Source organism: Flavobacterium sp. W1B, from assembly GCF_047344965.1.
Lineage (GTDB): Bacteria > Bacteroidota > Bacteroidia > Flavobacteriales > Flavobacteriaceae > Flavobacterium.
Window position 1 is genome coordinate 881,979 of the sequence record NZ_CP178845.1, and the last position, 15,560, is coordinate 897,538.

The following is a 15,560-nucleotide window of genomic DNA, read 5'->3' on the forward strand; positions in this document are numbered from 1 at the left end:
AATAATTAATAAAACTCTGATTAATGATGATCGTGCTCTGCTACAGCCTGACCAATAAATAATGCTGATAACAACGTAAACACGTATGCTTGTAAAGCTGCCACTAACATTTCTAATACACTCATAAATAAAACGAACGCTCCCGAAATTGGAGAAACCGCAACCGTTTCAAATATAAAGATTAAGGAAATTAAACTTAAGATGATAATATGCCCAGCAGTGATGTTAGCGAATAAACGAATCATCAATGCAAAAGGTTTTGTCAACATACCAATGATCTCAACAGGAATCATAATTGGGTATAATGCTTTTGGTACCGGCGGAGTCAAAATATGTTTCCAGTAATCTTTGTTTCCACTGAAAGAAGTTACAAGGAAAGTGATGAAAGCCAATACAAAAGTAAAGTATATATTTCCGGTTAAGTTTGAACTGAATGGAAAAAACGGAATCAAACCAATAAGGTTGTTAATCCAGATAAAGAAAAATATTGTCAAAAGATACGGCATGTATTTCGCGTATTTTTTTTCACCAATATTTGGAATTGCAATTTCGTCTCTAACAAACACAACAAGTGGCTCAAGAAATCCAGCTAATCCTTTTGGCGCCAATTGATTTTTCTTGTAAGAACGTGCTACAGCAAGAAACAACAAGAACAAAACGATTGCCGACATGAACATAGAGAAAACATTCTTTGTGATTGAGAAATCCAAAGGTCTGGCATCAAATTCAAATGCTCCATTTTCTCTTTGATCTTCTGTTAAACTTTCAAATTTATCAGCGTAAAAAATCACTTCATTAAAACGAACTAAACGTTGTCCATTTACAGAAACTACATGTTCTCCTGAATTATCATGGTGAAATTGTTCAGCCGAGAAAATTTCTAAACCATTATTTGTCCATAAAATTACAGGCAAATAAAAAGAAATAGGATGTCCATCCCAATCAGCAATATGAAATTCATGAGAATCCCCAATATGAGAATTGATTAAATCCGTAGCGTTAAATTCTTTTTTCTCGTGTGCTGTTTGAACACCGTGCTCCGCAACAGCTTCATTAACAACAGAAAGACTGTCAACCGCAGGATTTGCAAATCCAAAGTAAGGAATACTGGCTACTAAAGCAACTAATAAGAACTGAACAGGTTTATTTGAAAATACCATTATTAAATTGTGTGTCTAATTTTACGTTTCAAAATTTTTTGCAAAGGTACATAATTTATTCATAATTGAAAATATATCATTTTGTTTTTAGGCGTTATATTCCAATTAAATAACTTTATTTTAAAAAAAACAGCATTTATTGTTTGTTTATTAGGCGAATCGCGAAAAAAGTTTCGAAAAACAAGTATAAAAAATACGGAATAAAAAATGCACTTACATCTGGAATTTGGTTTTTAAGGTCTGATTGCAACAAAGGGATCAGAAAAACAATAGCCGCCATCATCTTAATCAGGCTTATACCCATAAAAGCAAAACCAGTTTTATCAGGAAAGGTTTTGTTTACAAAAACTAAAAAAGTATGGGTCAATAATGTAACTACAAGATGAAAAACATAAATACTCCAGGTTGAATAAAAAAAGGAAATATTTTCAAAAAAAGTACTTACTACATAATTTTGTATGAAAAACAATACAAGAGAAAAAGGGATTATTAACTTTAAAAATTTGTAAAATTGTTGCATTAGTCTTCTTTGTTTAAATTCTTAACCTGCCTGATAACATTGTATAATGCTATAAAAACAGCCAAAAGTGATAATATTATTGTAAAAATAGATGTGCCTGTATATTTTTCATCGAGCCAGATCCCTAAATATGTAAAGCAAAAAATGATAACTCCCATTTGAAAAGGAATATTCATCATCACTAACCATTTGTTAGTCTGCTTTAAGTTGGGTTTCTTGTCCATTTAAAAGTGATTGTTTTTTTGCATCAATATTCATTGTACAAGAAGCACTAAAATCGGCACCCGGCTCCACAGATAATTTACCTACAGTAACTTCTCCGTAAATACTTGCCGTGGCTTTCACATTTAGAATTTCAGCAACTTGAATAATCCCATTGAATTTCCCTTCGATATCAGCATTGAGACAGACTATGTCACCGGTAACACTGCCGGCAGGACCAATAACCAGTTTGCCGCTAGATTGAAAATTCCCTGTTAATTCTCCGTCAAGTCTGAAATCAGCCTGAGAAATAATATCTCCTTTTATAATAGTTCCTTCTACAATTCTATTCGTTTTCCCTAAAAGATCTGTATAGGGTTTCGTTTTTTTATCAAACATTTTTTTATTTTTTTGGGGCTAAATAAATATCCAGATTTTTCTTAATCTGAATTACTTTGTAATTTTCGTTGGTAAGCACAATCGCTGGCTTGTCTATTTTAAAGTCTTTATTCTCTTTCAAGATCGAACTAACACTTTTTGCATAAGCTTCTGATTTTATACCGTGAATCGTTACAAAAAACTCATTATCAGTATAAACATCATAGGAATAGCTTAGCTTTTGATTGTTTTCGTCAGTATTAAATTTCTTTATTTTTTCTTCAATTTCTTTTCTGCCTTTATCATCACCTTTCGCAACAGCGTAAAGGATTTTCCAATTATTAGTGTCTTTGGTAGTAAAATCCAAACTCTCTAAAGACGGAATTTGCTTATTCAAAATTTCCTGCGCTTTCTTTCCTTCTTCACTATTTGGATAATTATCAGCCACAAGTTGTAAAGCATTTTTATAAGCTAAAACCCCTCTTAATTTTCCGACAGTACTGGCTTTCAAAAGTTCAAATTTAGAAACAATTTCATCCCCTGAAAATTGATTAATCAAAGCATCAATTTTATCTAAAACAGTAGTAAATTGTTCTTCTTCATACAATTTATACCATTTATTATAGGTGTTTTCAGGTGTGTCGTTCAGCGCAGCTGCATCCGGATTTACATTATTGATTATTTGTGCATAACGTGAATCTGGGAATTGAGTGCTAATGCGTCTTTTCATCTCTTCTGCTTTGGCACTATCGGTAATTTGGTAGGTTTTATACAAATTGTACATCGCAGGAAGAATCAATTTTTCTTCGGGATTATTTAATAATAATTGCTCTAATTTATTGGTAGCCAATTCATATTCCTTGAATTTTTCCTTATAAATCACTCCAAGTTGGTAATAAGCCGAATTGCGTTCTTTGGCAATACTGTCAATTGCAGTTTGCGAAGCGGGAAGCTGTTTCAAATAAAATTCAGTGGTATATTCTTTAATTATTATTTCTTTTCCTTCGGCTAATTGATTTTCTTGGACAATCTTATCTGAACTTATGGTGTCTGTGTCAACCAAATTAGTTTTAATATTTGATTTTCTCCAATTTCCTCCTAATGCCCTATTTCCCCATATTTTTTTAAATTCCAATTTTCCAAAAGAAACCGTTGTGGGATTATAAAAATAAAAAGTACTTGCAGTTGCTCCACCGGAAGCAATTGATGGAGGCGCAATTGATGGTTTTGAAGTTGAATTTACAATATTTTGACCAGAAACAGCCTGATCTACCGCCATCGTTTTGGTATTTCGCTCAATATTTTCTTTTTTCTCTTTTAGTTTTTCCTCAGCAATTCTTTTGGCTTCATTGTCTTTCTTCAATTTATCGATAGCTTTTTCAAAATACAAAACTCGATCTGCTTCAGACAAGGAAACTACATTCATAATACTGTCATTTCTTGATGCTAGTGCTTCATATAAAATGACTTCATCAAGATCCTTCCTGATTTTTTGAATACGGATAAATTCTCTGGTCTTAAGCTCCAGTTTTACTAAAGTACTGTCATAATACTTAGCCGCCATTGGATATTCGGCATTTTTAAAATGCATGTTCCCAATGTTTCTATAATTGGATGCCATTAAATATTGATCTGTAGTCGTTTTTCTTAGCGAAGCATTATAAAAGTCTAAGGCCTGTTGCTGTTTGTCGTTTTTATCATAAAAAACGCCCATTTGGTAGAATAACACATCTAGAAAAGGTCTGTTTTCTCTGTCGGCTATCAATTTTTTATAGGTTTTCAAGAAGGCGATTGTATCATCTTTTTGATAATCAAATAATTGTGCTTTTCGGGCATGAGATTGAATAACATATTTCCTTTCGGATTTTCTATTCATTTTTATCACCGATTCGTAGCTATAAATTGCGCTGTCTTTCTTGCCCAGCTCTTCATATAATTGCCCCAATATAAATCGATACCTCGCTCTCTCGTTGTTGCGCTTGGTGAAATCTTTGGCAATTTTTAATTTTGCCACAGCACTATCTTTTTCTTCCAAATTCAAAAAAGCTTCCGCCAAAAGCGCATTGGCATCGGCAAAAACTTGTTTTTTGAGTTTTTTATCCTTCAAAAGACGGTTTATATTATTTACAACCAATGCGTCATTACCCATGCGCATATTGGTTTTTTCTCGCCAAATTTTAGCCTCATAAATCTTGCTGCTGTTGGGATATTTGTATAAAATATAATTGAATGCGTCTAAGGCCGGAAGGAACCTTTGATCGTAATAACGGGATTTCCCCAGAAGTAAATAAGACTCGTCAATCTGAGAATTTCTTTCCCATCCGTCTATATTCATCGAGTGCTTCTGAATGGCTTTGGTCGCTTTGGTTTCTGCTAATTCAAAATCAGCATTTTTAGTTTTTCCCTCAGCGGTTAAATCATCATTGATTTGCATTCTTTCAATTGGCAAACGCTTCCAAAAATTGTCTATATTGTTTGATTTTATACCTTGAATTCCTTTGTCTAAGCCTATTTGCCCATTGTATAAAATATTATATTCAGTACTTAAAGCATGGGAATTTCTAGACAGGAAAGTATTGTTTTTAGTAGAACAGCCTACCAAAAAAAACAAAGATCCCAATGGAATTGAATATTTAAACAGCTTGGTTTTCAATGGCAAATGTTTATATCATTAAACTTTGAAAAATGTTTTTTAGTATAATGACTGGTAAAAATACATTTCTTTTTGACATCGTGAAAATTATACTGCTGTTTTTAAATTCTTAATCCGCTATAAATTTTAATCTTCTTTACTTTAATTAGCTTTTTACAGACTGAATTTCAGCTAAAAAGAAAAATCCTTCTTCATTTTTTAAGAATAAAGAAGGATTATGATGATTGGAATTTGGTATGCTGTAAAAATTAAATCTTATACTGCAAAAAACACTTCTAACTCTTGCAAGGTTTCACTCGAAGTCTGAATGTCTTTAACAATTTCACCTTTGTTCAAGGCTACAATTCTGTCGCTAACTTCAACTGTATGCAACAAATCATGGCTAGAAACCAATACCGTTACATCCGGATTATCGGCTAGATCTTTGATGATTTTCTTTAAACGAAACTGTGTTGTTGGATCTAAATTAGCAAAAGGCTCATCTAGAATTATCACTTCCGGGTTTCCTATTAAAGTGGCGATGATGCCCACTTTTTTCTGATTTCCCTTGGATAAATCGCGTAAATATTTCTTGTTCTTAAGTATTTCACCGTTGAAAAATTCTTCGTGCGTAGCCAATAAAGCATCAACATCAGCTTTATTCTGTCCGCGCAAATCACCTATGAAATAAAAATATTCTTCGGGAGTCAGATAGCCAATAAGGAAACTCTCATCCAAAAAAGAAGCTGTGAATGGTTTCCAGTTTTCGCTAGCGTTTACCTGAACATCATTATTGACAATATTTCCCGTTGAAGGCTGGATTAAATCCAATAACAAACTGAAAAAAGTTGTTTTTCCTGCTCCGTTATTCCCAACTAATCCAAAGCTTTCGCCTTTTTTAATTTCTAAATTATCTATTTTTAATACGGTTGTTCCGTTGTATGTTTTCGAAAGGTTTTTTACTTGTATCATTTTGAAAAAGTTTATTCGGTTATTTTTTGATTGAATTAATCGCTTTATAAAATTTGAGGATTATCCTTTTTGTTTGTAAGCGGCAATGGTTGCGTATTTCTCTGATTTATAGATTTTTTCAATCAAAGAAAAAGCCTTGTTTTTCATTGCTAAACCTAATAATCCTACTGAAGCAACTAAAACTAATCCCACATTTGCACTAGCAAAAGTAGAACCCAGCCAATACAGTAAAACCGGTAAAGCCAATTGTGGAATCGATATCAACATTGTTTTTACATTAAATGCTTTTTTATCACCAAAAGCGCCTTTGCCAGAACTCAAATCAATTGGCGTTTTTGTGTAAGCACCGCCCAGCAAAACCAAATGAGAATTGACTCCAATGTTATAAATTGCACCCACTATAATTATTAAATAGGTTTGCCATCCAAAATACAGGTAGAATGATGCAATAGTCGTTGTTACTATTGTAGCAATTACCATCAACCACCATTTAGAACTCAAATAGCCTTTGTAAGGAATATTTTGTGTCATCATCAACTGGTAATAAGCACTGTCCCAACTAGGTACAAATTGTCCAAAAGTGATTAGAAATCCGCCAGAAACAAAAATTCCGGCAAAAATGTGCATCGTAGGATTATTATAAGCTTCAATTCCATTAGTGAAGAAAAGCAAACCATAAAAAAGAAACATAATGCTCAAGCCTACCGTGGTTTTAGATCGTTTGTTTCGTTTTATAAGTTTAATGTCATTTTTTAGAAAAGTACCGATAGTTCCAAATTGATTGAGCCAAATCAAATCCTCAGTTTTTGCAACATCATGTTTGTTAGAAAGACCCGCATCAAGGTATAAATTGCTTTTGAAATATTGGAAAGTGAAATAATACATAGCAATCAAAGCCAAAACAGGAATTGCAAAAACCCAATAAGTATTGAAAATAGCATTAAAAAAAGGAGCCGTATAATCGGTGATGTTGAAAAAACCGTAATACTGCAATCCGCCAAGAACAGAGGTTATTCCTAAGAAAATTGAAAACAAATTGTCTTTGTTACTCAATATAATATTTACAAAATTATTGATATACAGCAGCGAAAATATTGCAGTAAACCAAAGCAACACCGACACCACATCAAATCCTTCAATTATTAAAACAACGCTAAACGGAATCAGGAAAAAACCATGAACCAAATTAAAGAAGGACAAAATGGTTTTTCCTAAAGAGAAATGCACAATCGTGGATTTTTTTATTGGAAAAATCAACAGCGGACGAATGTTCATCACCGGAATTTTTTGCAACATCATTCGGATCATTAAATCCATCAATACATAATAAATCATGAATTTGTTTACTGTAACAATAGGATCGAGGTTCATTTTCTTTAAAATATAAAAAACACCGATTCCTAATCCTAAAAAGACTAAAATGAAATAAATGGCAACAAAACCCATGAAGATTTTCAAAGCCAAGTTGGTAGCGAAGGAAGCCGATCTAAAAAATGCTTTCCATTCGAGATAAAGGAATTTTTGAATCATAACTTATTGGTTTAGTTTTATGGTAAGTAAGTAAAAGTAAGAAAACGTTACATTTATTCTAATTTATATTCTGGATATGTAATTTCTAAATAAGTATGAACTTTAGATGGTATAATTTTGAAAATAATAAAAATAATTATTGAAAATAGTATAGAAATTAGACTCAACCCCAATAACCAATAGTCATTCCCAAAGAAAACATCAATATGATTAATCAATTGAAGCAGCAGATTAAAGGGGAAAATTATCGCCCCAGAAAAAGTACCGTATTTATTGATGATTTCTTCAAACAACCATTTTTTCTCTTTTGATTGCTCTTTTGTTTTTTTCTTTTTCCGGTTTCTAATCATTTCATAAAATATAAACCCCATCAAAATAAGATAAAAGCCAATAATAATCCACTCTTTATACGCACTCACTTTTAAAACACTGAATAATACCAAAGTCATTGCAATGGTCAAAACAATCTTTGGAATGCCAAAAAAATCTTTGAAATGCTGCCAAACTAAAGAGTTGTATTTTTTACCAAGGGCTATTTGTCGTTGTTCTACCACATCCATAAAACCAAAAACGCCAAACTTCTTGAATTCATTTTCCAGAGCTTCATCAAAAGATAGTTTTGGATTTTTCTGCCATTGGCATTCGATGGCATTCGCCAAATGATCGACCAATTCAGATTGCAAGTCATACCATTCGACAAAATGCTGGCGGCTGAAAACAAAAAGTTGGTCTATTTGTTCTGTTGTTAGTTTCATGAAATGGAAGGGGATAGTTTTTTCTCTACTTTAAAATGCTTGTGCAAAAATCTTAAACTGTTGATACAATACATGACAAAAATTAAAAGCAAAACCAAAGTTAATACCTTAACTTCTAAACTTTTGTTTAAAGGAACAATGCGAAAAATATTAAATGCTATTTGTATAGAAAACAAAAGGGTAATATAAAATCTTCTATTAAATAAAGTGGAATAAACGGTCTTTACCTTTGTCTTAAAAAGAGTAATTCGAAAGTAAATATTCGTTAAAATAACAACAATCAATAGCTTTTTTAGCATTGCATCGAGTACTAATAAAAAATCGACATTATTAATTATTTTATAAAGCAATAAAATAATTAAAGTGCTAAAAAAAGCTAATAGCAAACCCCATTTCAACTCTGATTTAGTGAAATTAGCCATTTTATCCATTACCATTTTTGGTCCAGAATAAGCATAGCCAAGCCATAAACCATAAGTTGTAGGTTTTAATTGCACTGCCCATTTCTCAAAAACAATTTTTAAATTTTCTTCGAATGAATGTGTGTTATCCTCCATTAAAGCTTCAATTTCTGAGGCAATATGATCGGTAACTTCCAGTTTTATGTCATCATAATTAAGACCATTCAAAACTAAAGTTTCTTCTATTAAGGTTATTTGTGGTTCGGTTAGTTTCATTTCAAAAAAAATTAAAATTCTAATTTAGGATTCACTAAGGATTGCATATTTCGAATAAAATCCTCGAGTTCCGAGAGACGATTTACCGTTTCTTTAGTACCAGCCTCAGTGAGTTTATAATATTTGCGCATGCGGTTATCCACTTTTTCAATTTCTACGTCCAACAAACCTTCGGCTTCCAACTTATGTAACGCCGGATACAAAGCCCCTTCGGTAATATTGAGTTCGCCTTGGGTTATGGCTTTTACTTTTTGGGTAATCTCATAGCCGTACATCTTACCATTTTCCTCAAGCATCTTCATAATAATCGTATTCAAACTTCCTTTATACAATTGTGAGTTTTTCATTTTCATTTTCATTTTGAAAACAAATATACATAAGATTCTTATACATAATTTTTTTAGGTATGTAAATTTTCAAACACTTTGATTTAAGAAACCTAATCTGTTTCCTATCTTTGTAAAAAAAATATCTCATGCCATCCTTTTTAAAACTAATTATAAAAGAAGTACGTCGCGAAACCAAAGATGCGGTTTCGATACTTTTTAACGTTCCAGAGGAACTAAAAGCCAATTATAATTTCATTGCAGGTCAATACCTTAACTTGAGACTAACCCTTGACGGTCAGGAAATTCGTCGCGCTTATTCCATTTGCTCAGCACCGGAAAGTGGAGAACTCCGTATTGCTGTTAAAGCAGTCAAAAATGGTGCTTTTTCTCAATTTGCCAATACAAAACTAAAAGCAGGAGATGTCCTTGAAGTTGGAAGACCAGAAGGGAAATTCATTTTGGAACCTGAAGCAAGCAAGCAAAAAAACTATGTTGCTTTTGTATCCGGAAGCGGTATTACACCGGTAATTTCTATCTTGAAATCTGTGTTGAAGAGCGAGCCTAAAAGTTCTTTCGTCCTTGTTTATGGTAACAAAACACCCGAAGAAACAATATTTAACCAAGAATTACACGATTTACAATTGCAATATGTAAGCCGATTATTTGTGCATTATGTTTATAGCCAAGCTAAAGCAGAACAGTCATTATTTGGTCGAATTGATAAATCGGTAGTGAATTTTGTATTGAACAATAAACACAAGGAACTCGAATTTGACAAGTTCTATTTATGTGGTCCTGAAGATATGATTACTACCGTTTCAGGAGTTTTGAAAGAAAAAAACGTAAAAGAATCGGCTATCAAGTTTGAACTTTTTAGCACTTCTTCGCATGAAAATGTGATTACAGAATCGCTAGAAGGTCATTCTAAAATTACCATTATGGTAGATGATGACGAAACCACTTTCGAGATGTCTAGAAAGCAAACTATTCTTGAAGCAGCCTTAAAACAAGGCATTGATGCGCCTTATTCTTGCCAGGGCGGAATTTGCAGCAGCTGTCTTTGCAGAATCACATCTGGAACAGCTGAAATGACGAAAAATTCGATTTTGACCGACAAAGAAATTGCAGACGGATTAATCCTTAGCTGTCAAGCACACCCGACATCAGAAACAATCTATGTGGATTTTGACGACGTTTAAAATCAATGTTCATTTATAAAAAAAAGAGTTTGCAATGCAAACTCTTTTTTTTGTTTATATATTTCTTGTAACTAATTAAGTCTAAATGAAGCTTAATTAGTTAATAAATGATTGATTTTTTGCACAACTGTTATTGGTGAAATCGTTCGCATTGCTTCTTCGTAGCCTGGAACTATTTTGTTTCCATAAACAGATGTAGGCAAAAATGGGTACTTTTCTTTATCTGAAACCAAGGCATTTTCCAGCGGTTGATTAAAAGGCATAAATCCGGCATAAGGGTGCGTTGCGCCCCAAAGCGTGATTACTTTTATACCTAACATCGCTGCAATATGGGCATTCCCAGAATCCATAGAAAGCATGACATCAAGATTGCTAATGAGCTCTAATTCCTGCTGAAACTTGATTTTACCAGCCATATTGATGACATTTTCTTTGTCTTTTGAAAGTGATTCCAAAATTTCGACTTCTTTTTTTCCACCACCAAAAAGCAGTATTATATAATTACTGTTTTCGGCCAATTTATTTATTACTTCTTGTATCAAGTCAATAGGATACACTTTAGAATCATATTGCGCAAAAGGAGCAATTCCGATTAATCGCTGACTATTTTCTCCTATTAAATCTAAAATTTCATCTTTTAAAACTGCTTTTTTAGGAAAAACAGGATGGGATAAATCAACCGCAAAACCAAGCTCCTCGAACACTTTCGCATGTCTTTCGAACATTGTCGTAAGTGGTTTAAAATCTTTGTTTTCAAAACGGGTTAAGGCTTTTTTCTCCTCACGGCCTTTGTCGGTATAAGCGATTTTTTTTCCGCTCAAGGCAAAAAGTGATCTTACGATTTTTGATCGTAAAACATTGTGCAAATCGGCGAAAGCATCAATCTGAAGTTGTTTTACATCTTGAAACAGTCGCATCAGGCCCAAGAACCCTTTATGACGTTCTTTTTCATCAAAAACAAAAAAAGAAACGTTAGGAATTCCTTCGAAAAAAGCTTTGAAAAAAGGACGGGAAATTACCGTGATTTTAACTTCGGGATACTGATTTACGAAAGCACGTAAAACAGGCGCCGTCATGGCGACATCTCCCATTGCAGAAAGTCTCATGACGGCTATATGCTGAATTTTATTTGACATTTTAACTGTCAATTATTTCTTTCCTTGGTACAAAACAGGATTCAAATCATCATCATTGTACATTTTCATTTGTTTGTACACTTTCATAAATTTATCTCCGTTTTCAATATCTGTTAACAAATCATCGATAGCAGTAGACAAATCTGTTCTTTGTTCTAATAGAATATTCAATTTTAACTGGCATTTGTCTCTGTGATCTTGAGAAGCTTCTGCACGAGTTGCTTCTTCATTCATGTGATAAATTTTCAATGCCAAAATTGACAATCTGTCAAAAGCCCAAGCCGGACTTTCGGAATTGATTTTTGCATCTTCTTTCACTTTTACATTGCTGAATTTTTGCAAAAAATAACTGTCAATATATTCCACCATATCCGTACGTTCCTGATTAGAAGCATCAATTCTTCTTTTCAAGGTTAAAGCCGCAACCGGATCAATATTTGGATCACGAATGATATCTTCAAAATGCCATTGTACTGTATCGATCCAGTTTTTTAGGTATAATAAATGCTCGAATTTATCCTTTGGGAAAGGATTATTTATAGGTTGATCTACATTATCAAATTGATGGTAATCTTTGATACTTTGTTCGAAAACGGAATACGCTAATTTTGAAAACATCTTTTTATATTTTATGGTAACAAAGATACTTTTTATACTTTTATAAAAAAATCACAAATCACAAATCTATTTCGAAAGTCTGGAAGGACAATACATTTGATTTGGAAATTAAAATTCTCTTATGCAAATTCACCATTTATCAGAAACTAATAGTGTTCTCAATCATTTTTTGGGTCAAATCAGAAACGTAAATGTTCACAATGACAGTATGCGTTTTAGAAGAAACATTGAGCGCATTGGTGAAATAATGGCCTATGAATTGAGTAAGGAATTGCATTATAAAGAAGTAGAAATTCAAACGCCGCTTGGAATCAAGAAAAGTACTGAAATTAAAGATCAATTGGTTTTATGTTCTATACTACGTGCTGGATTGACCTTGCATATTGGTTTTTTGAATTATTTTGACAGTGCCGAAAACGGCTTTGTTTCGGCCTATAGACACCATCCAAATAATGACGATTATTTTGATATTTTGGTCGAATACCAAGCTATACCTGATTTTAACGACAAATACTTATTACTTATTGATCCCATGCTCGCCACCGGACAATCTATAGTTGCTGTTTTCAATAAATTGATGGAAAGAGGCACACCAAAAGAAATTCATATCGCTGTTATAATCGCAGCACCGGAAGGCATTGCCTACCTTGAAAAAGAATTGCCTGACAATTGCCATCTTTGGATAGCATCTATTGACGAAAAGCTAAATGAACACTCTTACATTGTACCCGGACTTGGTGATGCCGGAGACTTGGCCTACGGTAATAAATTATAATTGCGAGAAAAAAGCAAACAAACTACAAAGAATAAGTACAGCCAAAACCATTTCTTGTTTTAATTTAACTTGCGGCATTTCAATATGGCTCGTTGCTAACATTGCCAAAGGAGCAATTGTAAACACCAATAAATCATTGCTTTTATTCGAAGAAACCAAGAAAATCAATACTCCGATAAAAAAAGAAGCGATGACTTTTTTGTATGAAGTATGTAAAACTAAGGGTCTATTTGACAAGGTTGAAAACATCGAAATGACAAAAAACAAAGCCACCGTTGCATAAATTGACAAGGCTCCGTTTTGGTAATTATTGGTGAAATAATTAATCTCGAAATTGGTTTTTACGCTACGGCTAATGTATTCAATACCATTTATGTCGAATATTATTGTGATAAATGCAAAAATAGTTCCTACTGCAATAAGAGCAATAAAGGGCAATATCCAGTTTCTATAATCTCTGGCAACATGGAAAATTATGGAAATAAACACCAATACTATGTAAATTATACTCCAAAAATGGAATAATGAGGCTACAAAAATCCATAACGAAGCATCAAATATTTTTTCTTTGGAAGCTTTTAAAGACTGCAAAGAAATCAATCTACGGAACGCCAAGAGCAGGAAAAAATTAGCCAGAAGCAAATTTGTATTATCTAAAACCGTTGGAAAAAACAACAAGAACAACAAATAAAATAAGATAATATAACTACTGTCTTTACTAAGTCCGTTCTTCTTAGAAATAAAGTTGGTAATAAAAGCAGATGCCAATAAAATTGAGAGTAGTCCCACTTTTTCAAAAATCAAAATAAGTGAATTAGTCCAGGCTAAATCTCGAATTTGAAAAATAAAAAAGAAAACCAGTATTAAAAATACTACTAAAGAAAAATTTAATGGTGTAGATTTTTTAAAAACACTTGTAATCATAAGGATATTTTATACTTTTGTGACTGTAAATATAGTACTTGTTTAAAAAGGAAACTCTGCAAGTTCAAAAAGATTCTTAACAAAGAAGAATGTTTAGTAATCAAGCTCCTTTAAAAACATCTAATAAAATTAATTTTATACATTATGAAAGCATTTTTCGAAGGAATACAATACTTGTTTGTAAATATTTTATTTGCTCCCCTTGACTTTTTACGCTCTTTAGAGTTATCATCTTGGTTTGTCGCAAATACGATCAACTGGATTTTCATGATTATTTGTGCTGCCGCAATGTTATATTGGATCAAACAATTAAGAATTTTTGATGCTGCAGGAACAGAAAATCAAGATACAACTGCTCATTCTTTTTTAAAGTAATATTTAAAAAAAATAAAAAAGATATTGGAAACTATTTTAAGTCGTTTCCAATATCTTTTCTAAAATACATCTTATCAAAATTTAGTTTATCTATATTCTGGTAAGATTTTTTTATGGCTTGTTCAAAATCGTCTCCATAAGAAGTTACAGCCAAAACTCTACCTCCATTAGAAACAACAGCACCGTTGTCTAATTTTGTTCCCGCATGGAAAACGATAGAATCGCTTATATTTTCTAAGCCCGAAATCACTTTCCCTTTTTCAAAATCTTCCGGATATCCACCAGATACAACCATAATTGTAGTGGCGCTTCTTTCGTCAATCTCAAGGCTGATTTCATCTAATTTTTCATTGGCTACAGCCAAAAACAATTCAACTAAATCCGTTTTTAATCTTGGAACAACAACTTCCGTTTCCGGGTCACCCATTCTTACATTGTATTCAATTACGATTGGCTCGTTTTTGACATTGATCAATCCAATGAAAACGAATCCTTTGTAAGGAATTCCATCTTTCTGGAAACCGTCGATAGTCGGTTTTACGATGCGTGTTTCAATTTTTTCCATCAATAAAGCGTCAACATAAGGAACCGGAGAAACAGCTCCCATTCCGCCTGTATTCAAGCCCGTATCGCCATCGCCAATACGCTTGTAATCTTTGGCTGTTGGTAAAATTTTATAGCTTTTCCCATCCGTAAGGACAAAACAACTCAATTCTATTCCGTCAAGAAATTCCTCGATAACCACTTTTGAACTTGCGGCACCAAATTTTTGATGAACCAACATGTTTCTTAACTCTTCTTGCGCTTCGGCTAAATCTTGAATAATCAAAACCCCTTTTCCTGCGGCTAATCCATCAGCTTTAAGTACATAAGGCGGTTGTAAGGTTGCCAAAAATTCGCATCCTTTTTCAACCGTTTCTGCTGTAAAACTATCGTAAGCCGCAGTTGGTATATTATGTTTCACCAAAAATTCTTTGGCAAATTCTTTACTTCCTTCTAATTGAGCTCCAATTTTAGAAGGTCCAATCACCGGAATGTGACTAAGCGCTTCGTCATTTAGGAAAAAATCATAGATTCCTTTAACCAAAGGATCTTCAGGACCTACAACAACCATATCGATTTTTTCAGCAATAGCAAATGCTTTAATAGCATCAAAATCAGTTACACCCATATTTACATTGGTTGCTATCGAAGCAGTACCCGCGTTACCAGGCGCTACAAAAAGTTTGTCGCAAAGCGGACTTTGAATCATTTTCCATGCAAATGCATGTTCTCTTCCTCCTGAACCCAATAGTAAAATAGTCATCTGTAGTTGTTTTTAGTTGTGGTGCAAAAATAGGTTGTTTTAAAGTTTACCAAAAGAGATTCACCCAAAAAAT

General features: G+C 33.0%; 17 protein-coding genes. 3 read left to right on the forward strand and 14 right to left on the reverse strand.

Features of this window, described 5'->3' with window-relative positions; all coding sequences use genetic code 11:
- Nucleotides 1-20: 20 nt before the first annotated feature.
- From atpB to ACMDB5_RS03955, 10 genes are all read right to left on the reverse strand, one after another.
- On the reverse strand, nt 21-1,160 hold the full coding sequence (gene atpB / locus ACMDB5_RS03910; protein WP_413999711.1) for a F0F1 ATP synthase subunit A: 1,140 nt from the start codon (nt 1,158-1,160) through the stop codon (nt 21-23).
- A 136-nt stretch (nt 1,161-1,296) separates the two neighbouring features.
- Nucleotides 1,297-1,680, reverse strand: coding sequence for a hypothetical protein (locus ACMDB5_RS03915; protein WP_413999712.1), 384 nt, complete (start codon nt 1,678-1,680; stop codon nt 1,297-1,299).
- Entirely contained in the window at nt 1,680-1,904 is a 225-nt protein-coding gene (locus ACMDB5_RS03920) for an AtpZ/AtpI family protein (protein ID WP_413999713.1), read from the reverse strand. Before ACMDB5_RS03920 ends, ACMDB5_RS03915 begins: the two co-directional genes overlap by 1 nt.
- Nucleotides 1,873-2,280 carry a bactofilin family protein gene (locus ACMDB5_RS03925; protein WP_413999714.1) on the reverse strand — a complete coding sequence of 136 codons (408 nt, stop codon included), beginning with the start codon at nt 2,278-2,280 and terminating at the stop codon, nt 1,873-1,875. Before ACMDB5_RS03925 ends, ACMDB5_RS03920 begins: the two co-directional genes overlap by 32 nt.
- 4 nt (nt 2,281-2,284) lie before the next feature.
- Nucleotides 2,285-4,912 (reverse strand): tetratricopeptide repeat protein, encoded by a 2,628-nt coding sequence (locus ACMDB5_RS03930; protein ID WP_413999715.1) that lies wholly within the window; start codon nt 4,910-4,912, stop codon nt 2,285-2,287.
- A gap of 255 nt (nt 4,913-5,167) precedes the next feature.
- Nucleotides 5,168-5,863: an ABC transporter ATP-binding protein gene (locus ACMDB5_RS03935; RefSeq protein ID WP_413999716.1), complete on the reverse strand. Its 696-nt coding sequence runs from the start codon at nt 5,861-5,863 to the stop codon at nt 5,168-5,170.
- 60 nt (nt 5,864-5,923) lie between these two features.
- On the reverse strand, nt 5,924-7,393 hold the full coding sequence (locus tag ACMDB5_RS03940; protein WP_413999717.1) for a DUF5687 family protein: 1,470 nt from the start codon (nt 7,391-7,393) through the stop codon (nt 5,924-5,926).
- 53 nt (nt 7,394-7,446) lie between these two features.
- Complete coding sequence (locus ACMDB5_RS03945; protein ID WP_413999718.1) at nt 7,447-8,148, reverse strand: hypothetical protein; 702 nt, start codon at nt 8,146-8,148, stop codon at nt 7,447-7,449.
- Nucleotides 8,145-8,825, reverse strand: coding sequence for a hypothetical protein (locus tag ACMDB5_RS03950; protein WP_413999719.1), 681 nt, complete (start codon nt 8,823-8,825; stop codon nt 8,145-8,147). Before ACMDB5_RS03950 ends, ACMDB5_RS03945 begins: the two co-directional genes overlap by 4 nt.
- 11 nt (nt 8,826-8,836) lie before the next feature.
- Nucleotides 8,837-9,172 carry a PadR family transcriptional regulator gene (locus tag ACMDB5_RS03955; RefSeq protein WP_413999720.1) on the reverse strand — a complete coding sequence of 112 codons (336 nt, stop codon included), beginning with the start codon at nt 9,170-9,172 and terminating at the stop codon, nt 8,837-8,839.
- A gap of 128 nt (nt 9,173-9,300) precedes the next feature.
- Between ACMDB5_RS03955 and ACMDB5_RS03960 the strand changes: the two genes are divergently transcribed.
- A complete protein-coding gene (locus ACMDB5_RS03960) occupies nt 9,301-10,353 on the forward strand; it encodes a 2Fe-2S iron-sulfur cluster-binding protein (protein ID WP_413999721.1) in 1,053 nt (350 codons plus the stop codon).
- Nucleotides 10,354-10,445: 92 nt separating this feature from the next.
- On the opposite strand, the gene ACMDB5_RS03965 is transcribed toward ACMDB5_RS03960, so the two are convergent.
- Complete coding sequence (locus tag ACMDB5_RS03965) at nt 10,446-11,459, reverse strand: glycosyltransferase family 9 protein (protein ID WP_414000355.1); 1,014 nt, start codon at nt 11,457-11,459, stop codon at nt 10,446-10,448.
- 42 nt (nt 11,460-11,501) lie between these two features.
- Nucleotides 11,502-12,107 (reverse strand): DUF4254 domain-containing protein, encoded by a 606-nt coding sequence (locus ACMDB5_RS03970; protein WP_413999722.1) that lies wholly within the window; start codon nt 12,105-12,107, stop codon nt 11,502-11,504.
- Nucleotides 12,108-12,228: 121 nt separating this feature from the next.
- Here ACMDB5_RS03970 and upp point away from each other — a divergent pair, with 121 nt between their 5' ends.
- Complete coding sequence (upp, locus tag ACMDB5_RS03975) at nt 12,229-12,882, forward strand: uracil phosphoribosyltransferase (RefSeq protein ID WP_413999723.1); 654 nt, start codon at nt 12,229-12,231, stop codon at nt 12,880-12,882.
- Here the strand turns inward: upp and ACMDB5_RS03980 are convergent.
- Nucleotides 12,877-13,806, reverse strand: a complete 930-nt coding sequence (locus tag ACMDB5_RS03980) for a DUF6427 family protein (RefSeq protein ID WP_413999724.1) — start codon at nt 13,804-13,806, stop codon at nt 12,877-12,879. The genes upp and ACMDB5_RS03980 overlap by 6 nt on opposite strands.
- Nucleotides 13,807-13,950: 144 nt before the next feature.
- Here ACMDB5_RS03980 and ACMDB5_RS03985 point away from each other — a divergent pair, with 144 nt between their 5' ends.
- Nucleotides 13,951-14,181, forward strand: coding sequence for a DUF6341 family protein (locus tag ACMDB5_RS03985; protein WP_413999725.1), 231 nt, complete (start codon nt 13,951-13,953; stop codon nt 14,179-14,181).
- A 31-nt stretch (nt 14,182-14,212) separates the two neighbouring features.
- Here ACMDB5_RS03985 and purD read toward each other — a convergent pair whose 3' ends face one another.
- The gene (purD, locus tag ACMDB5_RS03990; RefSeq protein ID WP_413999726.1) at nt 14,213-15,487 is read right to left on the reverse strand and encodes a phosphoribosylamine--glycine ligase; all 1,275 of its coding nucleotides are present in this window, start codon (nt 15,485-15,487) and stop codon (nt 14,213-14,215) included.
- Nucleotides 15,488-15,560 lie beyond the last annotated feature (73 nt).

What these genes read in the sequence shown, in the direction of transcription:
- ACMDB5_RS03950 (WP_413999719.1), bottom strand. Translation starts at nt 8,825, where the DNA reads ATGAAACTAACCGAACCACAAATAACCTTAATAGAAGAAACTTTAGTT.
- ACMDB5_RS03970 (WP_413999722.1), bottom strand. Translation starts at nt 12,107, where the DNA reads ATGTTTTCAAAATTAGCGTATTCCGTTTTCGAACAAAGTATCAAAGAT.
- ACMDB5_RS03925 (WP_413999714.1), bottom strand. Translation starts at nt 2,280, where the DNA reads ATGTTTGATAAAAAAACGAAACCCTATACAGATCTTTTAGGGAAAACG.
- ACMDB5_RS03940 (WP_413999717.1), bottom strand. Translation starts at nt 7,393, where the DNA reads ATGATTCAAAAATTCCTTTATCTCGAATGGAAAGCATTTTTTAGATCG.
- ACMDB5_RS03955 (WP_413999720.1), bottom strand. Translation starts at nt 9,172, where the DNA reads ATGAAAAACTCACAATTGTATAAAGGAAGTTTGAATACGATTATTATG.
- atpB (WP_413999711.1), bottom strand. Translation starts at nt 1,160, where the DNA reads ATGGTATTTTCAAATAAACCTGTTCAGTTCTTATTAGTTGCTTTAGTA.
- ACMDB5_RS03920 (WP_413999713.1), bottom strand. Translation starts at nt 1,904, where the DNA reads ATGGACAAGAAACCCAACTTAAAGCAGACTAACAAATGGTTAGTGATG.
- ACMDB5_RS03960 (WP_413999721.1), top strand. Translation starts at nt 9,301, where the DNA reads ATGCCATCCTTTTTAAAACTAATTATAAAAGAAGTACGTCGCGAAACC.
- ACMDB5_RS03945 (WP_413999718.1), bottom strand. Translation starts at nt 8,148, where the DNA reads ATGAAACTAACAACAGAACAAATAGACCAACTTTTTGTTTTCAGCCGC.
- upp (WP_413999723.1), top strand. Translation starts at nt 12,229, where the DNA reads ATGCAAATTCACCATTTATCAGAAACTAATAGTGTTCTCAATCATTTT.
- ACMDB5_RS03985 (WP_413999725.1), top strand. Translation starts at nt 13,951, where the DNA reads ATGAAAGCATTTTTCGAAGGAATACAATACTTGTTTGTAAATATTTTA.
- ACMDB5_RS03980 (WP_413999724.1), bottom strand. Translation starts at nt 13,806, where the DNA reads ATGATTACAAGTGTTTTTAAAAAATCTACACCATTAAATTTTTCTTTA.
- ACMDB5_RS03915 (WP_413999712.1), bottom strand. Translation starts at nt 1,680, where the DNA reads ATGCAACAATTTTACAAATTTTTAAAGTTAATAATCCCTTTTTCTCTT.
- ACMDB5_RS03935 (WP_413999716.1), bottom strand. Translation starts at nt 5,863, where the DNA reads ATGATACAAGTAAAAAACCTTTCGAAAACATACAACGGAACAACCGTA.
- purD (WP_413999726.1), bottom strand. Translation starts at nt 15,487, where the DNA reads ATGACTATTTTACTATTGGGTTCAGGAGGAAGAGAACATGCATTTGCA.
- ACMDB5_RS03965 (WP_414000355.1), bottom strand. Translation starts at nt 11,459, where the DNA reads ATGAGACTTTCTGCAATGGGAGATGTCGCCATGACGGCGCCTGTTTTA.